We start from the raw sequence: 4,542 nt of genomic DNA, 5'->3' as shown, positions 1-4,542 counted from the left end.
CCTCCGGGGTCAGGGTGGGGTTGAGCCGTAGGAGGTGGCCGTCGGCGGTGCACAGCCGCAGTTGCCCGTCCTGGCAGACCAGGCGGCGGCCGCGCCAGGGCTGCTCGCCGGTGTTCTGCAGGATCCACGCCTTGCGGAAGCGGCCCTCGGCCGGGACCTGGGTGCCGTCGGGGCAGCCCCCGTCGTCGAGGAAGGTGCCCCGGTCGACCTGGCCGCTGGCGTCGACGCGGTAGACCGAGGGCTGCGGGGTGTCGGTGAACAGCCGCTGCAGCAGGCTCAGCGGGTGGAGCTCCAGCGCCTCGGCGAGGCTGATGATGGTGTTGATGCTCGGGTAGCGCCCCGGCTGCCAGGCGTCGTAGAGCGCCTGGCGGCTCAGCCCCGCGCGGCGCGCCACCTCGGTGAGGCGCAGCCCCCGCCGCCGCGCAGCCCGCCGGATATAGCCTTCGAGATCCGCCTGCATCCTGCACCTCGGCTGGGTCTCCGTCCCCTGTCCGCTCGACCGTCCCAGCTGCCCTGGGGGCTGTCAATAATCCTAGACGCTCCAGCAGGGCAGCGGCAGGGAGGCAGCAATGATCGCTGCTTTTGTCTACATTAGTAGACGTTTTTCCCTGTGCTTACTGGCGAGAGGCCGCGCAGGACGCTAGGATTTGCCACTGAAGTAGCGGGCCCGAGTCAGGGCAGTGCAGTTTCGGGAGGGACGCGGCCGAGGCGGCCGGCCCGCTCGATACGGGGGGCTGCACTGCCCTGACTCGGGCCCGCTGCCGCCCGGCGCCCGGTGCCGCTATGGCGAGGCGCTCCAGGGACCCGGTATCCTGGCGCCATTCAGCCGCGAGCCGGAGGCCGCATGTTCCTCGAGAGCAACCCGCGCTTCGTCAGCCGCCTGACCCGCGAGACCCTGGCGCTGATCATGGCCGGCGGCCGCGGCGGCCGGCTGTCGAGCCTCACCGACTGGCGGACCAAGCCGGCGATCCCCTTCGGCGGCAAGTTCCGGCTCATCGACTTCCCGCTGTCGAACTGCATCAACTCCGGCATCCGCCGCGTCGGCATCCTCACGCAGTACAAGGCCCACTCCCTCATCCAGCACGTCCAGCGCGGCTGGGGCTTCCTGCGCGGCGAGTTCGGCGAGTTCGTCGAGCTGATCCCGGCGCAGCAGCGCATGGACAAGCCCCTCTGGTACTCCGGCACGGCCGACTCGGTCTACCAGAACATCGACATCATCAAGGCCCACGACCCGAGCTACGTGCTCATCCTCGCCGGCGACCACGTCTACAAGATGGACTACGGCGCCATGATCGCCCGCCACGCCGAGTCCGGCGCCGACGTCACCGTCGGCTGCGTCCAGGTCGACCGCGAGCAGGCGCGGGCCTTCGGGGTGATGAGCGTCGAGGAGGACGGCCGGGTGACGGCCCTGACCGAGAAGCCCGCCGACCCGGAGCCGATGCCCGGCCAGCCGGACCAGGCCCTCGTCTCCATGGGGATCTACGTCTTCAACCGCGACTACCTCTTCCAGGCCCTGCGCGAGGACGCCGAGGACTTCGCGAGCTCCCGGGACTTCGGCCGCGACCTGCTGCCTCGGGCCATCGCCCGGGACCGGGTCAACGCCTTCCTCTTCAGCGACCCCGTCACCGGGCAGCAGGCGTACTGGCGCGACGTGGGCACCGTCGACGCCTTCTACCGGGCCAACCAGGAGCTCATCCAGGAGGAGCCCGAGCTCAACCTCTACGACCAGGAGTGGCCGATCTGGACCTACCAGGCCCAGCTGCCGCCGGCGAAGTTCATCCTCGACGAGGAGGGGCAGCGCGGCGTGGCCATCGACTCCATGGTCTCCGGCGGGAACATCATCGCCGGCGCCGAGGTGCGCCGCTCGGTGCTCTTCTCCCAGGTGGTGGTCGAGCCGGGCGCCCACGTCGAGGCGGCGGTGGTCCTCCCCGGGGTGACCGTCGAGGCGGGCAGCCGCATCCACGGCGCGGTGATCGACGAGGGCTGCCGGATCCCCGCCGGCACGGCCATCGGCGAGGACCTGGCCGCCGACCGCGAGCGCTTCCACGTCACCGACGGCGGGGTGGTGCTCGTCACCGCCGAGATGCTCGGCCAGGAGGTGGCCCACGTCCGGTAGGGCCGCCCGCGGCGCCGGGCGCCCCGAGCGGGCCTCCGCGGCGCACGCCCCGCGCCGCGGCGCCCCTAGCCCCTAGTCGAGCCCCTGGACGGCGGTGCGCAGGGTCTCGGCCACCCGCTCGACGGCCTCCTCGCCCATCCCCGGCCACATCGGCAGGCTGAGCACCTCGGTGCAGGCGCGCTCGGCCTCGGGGCAGCTCGCCTGCAGGGGCTGGTAGACCGGCTGGCGGTGGACCGGCACCGAGTAGTAGACCATGCAGCCGATCCCCGCCTCCTGGAGGATCTGCTGGACGGCGTCGCGCCGCCCGCCGCCGATGCGCACGGTGTACTGGTGGTAGACGTGCTCGCCGTGGGCGGCGGCGACGGGGGGCGTGACCCCCTTGATGCCCTGGAGCAGCCGGTCGTAGCCGGCGGCGATCGCCTGGCGCTGGGCGTTCCAGCCGTCCACGTGGGGGAGCTTGACCCGCAGCAGCGCCGCCTGCATGGCGTCGAGCCGGGAGTTGTAGCCGATCCGGGGGTGGTGGTCCCGCCGGCTGGAGCCGTGCAGGCGCAGCAGCCGGCAGCCCTCGGCGAGGGCGTCGTCGTCGGTGGTGATCATCCCGCCGTCGCCGAAGCCGCCGAGGTTCTTGGTCGGGTAGAAGGAGTGGGCGCCGAGATCGCCGAGGGCGCCGAGCCGCCGGCCGCCCTGGCGGGCGCCGAAGGCCTGGGCGACGTCCTCGACCACCCGCAGGCCGCGGCGCCGGGCGAGCTCGTTGACCGCGGCCATGTCCGGGCCCTGGCCGAAGATGTGCACCGGCAGCAGCGCCTTGGTCCGCGCGCTGCAGGCGGCCTCGAGGGTCTCGGCGGTGACGTTGAAGGTGGCCGGGTCGATGTCGGCGAAGCGTGGCGTCGCCCCGAGCAGGCTGATCACCTCGGCGGAGGCGAAGAAGGTGAACGGCGAGGTGACCACCTCGTCGCCGGGCCCCACGCCGGCTGCGGCCAGGGCGATGAGCAGCGCGTCGGTGCCGCTGTTGACGCCGACGGCGTGGCGGCAGCCGAGGTGCTCGGCGACCTCGCGCTCGAAGGCCTCGACGGTGGGGCCGAGGACGTAGGCGCCCGAGGCGAGCAGCTCGGTGGCGGCGGCCTCGAGCTCCTCGCGCAGGGCCTCGTACTGGGGGCGGGGGTTGTAGATCGGGATCTGCACGGGGGAGTGCTCCTATCCTGCGGGGGCGGAACGCAGCTGCTCGGTGGCCTCGGCGAGCAGCTCGACGATGGCCGCGGAGAAGCGCCCGTCCGAGCGGCAGGGGCGGCGCTCGCGGACGGCCTCGAGGAAGTGCTCGAGCTCGAGGCGCAGGGGCTGGCCGTGGCCGTGGTAGACCACCTCGGCGCCCTCGTCGCGGTTCTCGAGGCGCTCGTCGATGCCCTTGCGGTGGTGCGTGACGGTCTGGTGGAGCTCGTCGTAGGTCACCATGCCCGCGGTGCCGACGATCACCAGCGAGCGGCGCTTCTCCGGCCAGAGCCAGGAGCAGTGCAGGTGGCTCTCGACGCCGCCGGGGTAGCGCAGGTGGAGGTGGACGTCGTCCTCGATCTGCGGCTGCAGGATGCACTGCCCGGTGGCCTGCACCGCCGTCGGCGCGGCGTCGAGGAGGAAGCGCTGCACGGCGGCGTCGTGGGAGCCGAGGCACCACAGGGCGTTCTCGTAGTCCCGGGCGCGGCCGAGGCCGAGGCGCTCCTGGTGGATGCTGCGCACGCGGCCGATGGCGCCGCTGGCGAGGAAGTCGCGCAGCCAGAGGATGGCCGGCTGGAAGAGCAGCAGGTGGCCGACCATGAGCACCCGCCCCTCGGCCTCGGCCAGCTCCGCGAGCGCCCAGGCCTCCGCGGGCGTGGGCGTCAGCGGCTTCTCCACGAAGACGTCCTTGCCGGCCTCCAGGCAGGCGCGGACCACCTCGTAGTGGGTCGCCACGGGGGTGGCGACGGCCACGGCGTCGATCTGCCGGTCCGCGAGCAGCTCCCGGTGGTCGCGGTAGGCGGGCAGCGGGCCGTAGTGCTCGGCCATGCGCGCCCGGTTCGCCTCCTGGGGGTCGGCGATCGCCCGCAGGGCGCCGAGCTCGTGGAGGTTGCCGATGAGGTTGCGGCCCCAGCCGCCCGCGCCGATCACGCCGACCTGCGGCGGGGGGGCGGGCTGTTGCGGGGAGGCGGTTGCGGTCATGGGCGGCTCGGCTTCAGGGACGACGGGGCGCGCAATGTTGGCGAAGAGCGTACCAGAGGGCGCAAGCGAAATGCATTACGCCGGGCCGGGCTCGGCCTCGGCGAGGGCGCGGGCGAGGCGCTCCCAGGCCGGCTCGCTGTCCGGGAGGCCGAGGCGCAGGCCGGCCGGCGCGTCGAAGGCGCGGACCCAGATCCCCGCCCGGGCCAGGGCGGCCTGCCGGGCCCGGGCGGGGATCTGGG

General features: G+C 73.3%; 4 protein-coding genes. 1 reads left to right on the top strand and 3 read right to left on the bottom strand.

Going from position 1 to position 4,542, the window contains the following annotated elements; genetic code table 11:
* Positions 1–460, bottom strand: a 460-nt coding sequence (locus tag CKO13_RS10770; protein WP_200260776.1) for an NBR1-Ig-like domain-containing protein, incomplete at its 3' end; no start/stop codon positions are given.
* Positions 461–844: 384 nt separating this feature from the next.
* Here CKO13_RS10770 and glgC point away from each other — a divergent pair.
* Entirely contained in the window at positions 845–2,116 is a 1,272-nt protein-coding gene (gene glgC / locus CKO13_RS10765) for a glucose-1-phosphate adenylyltransferase (RefSeq protein WP_200260773.1), read from the top strand.
* 72 nt (positions 2,117–2,188) lie between these two features.
* Here the strand turns inward: glgC and CKO13_RS10760 are convergent, their stop codons facing one another.
* Positions 2,189–3,298: an aminotransferase class I/II-fold pyridoxal phosphate-dependent enzyme gene (locus CKO13_RS10760; RefSeq protein WP_200260771.1), complete on the bottom strand. Its 1,110-nt coding sequence runs from the start codon at positions 3,296–3,298 to the stop codon at positions 2,189–2,191.
* A 12-nt stretch (positions 3,299–3,310) separates the two neighbouring features.
* Positions 3,311–4,303: a Gfo/Idh/MocA family protein gene (locus tag CKO13_RS10755; protein ID WP_200260769.1), complete on the bottom strand. Its 993-nt coding sequence runs from the start codon at positions 4,301–4,303 to the stop codon at positions 3,311–3,313.
* Positions 4,304–4,542 lie beyond the last annotated feature (239 nt).

This window comes from Halorhodospira neutriphila (genome assembly GCF_016584055.1).
GTDB lineage: Bacteria > Pseudomonadota > Gammaproteobacteria > Nitrococcales > Halorhodospiraceae > Halorhodospira > Halorhodospira neutriphila.
The sequence above is the reverse complement of the archived record's forward strand: the minus strand, read 5'-3'. Positions and strand labels throughout refer to the sequence as shown.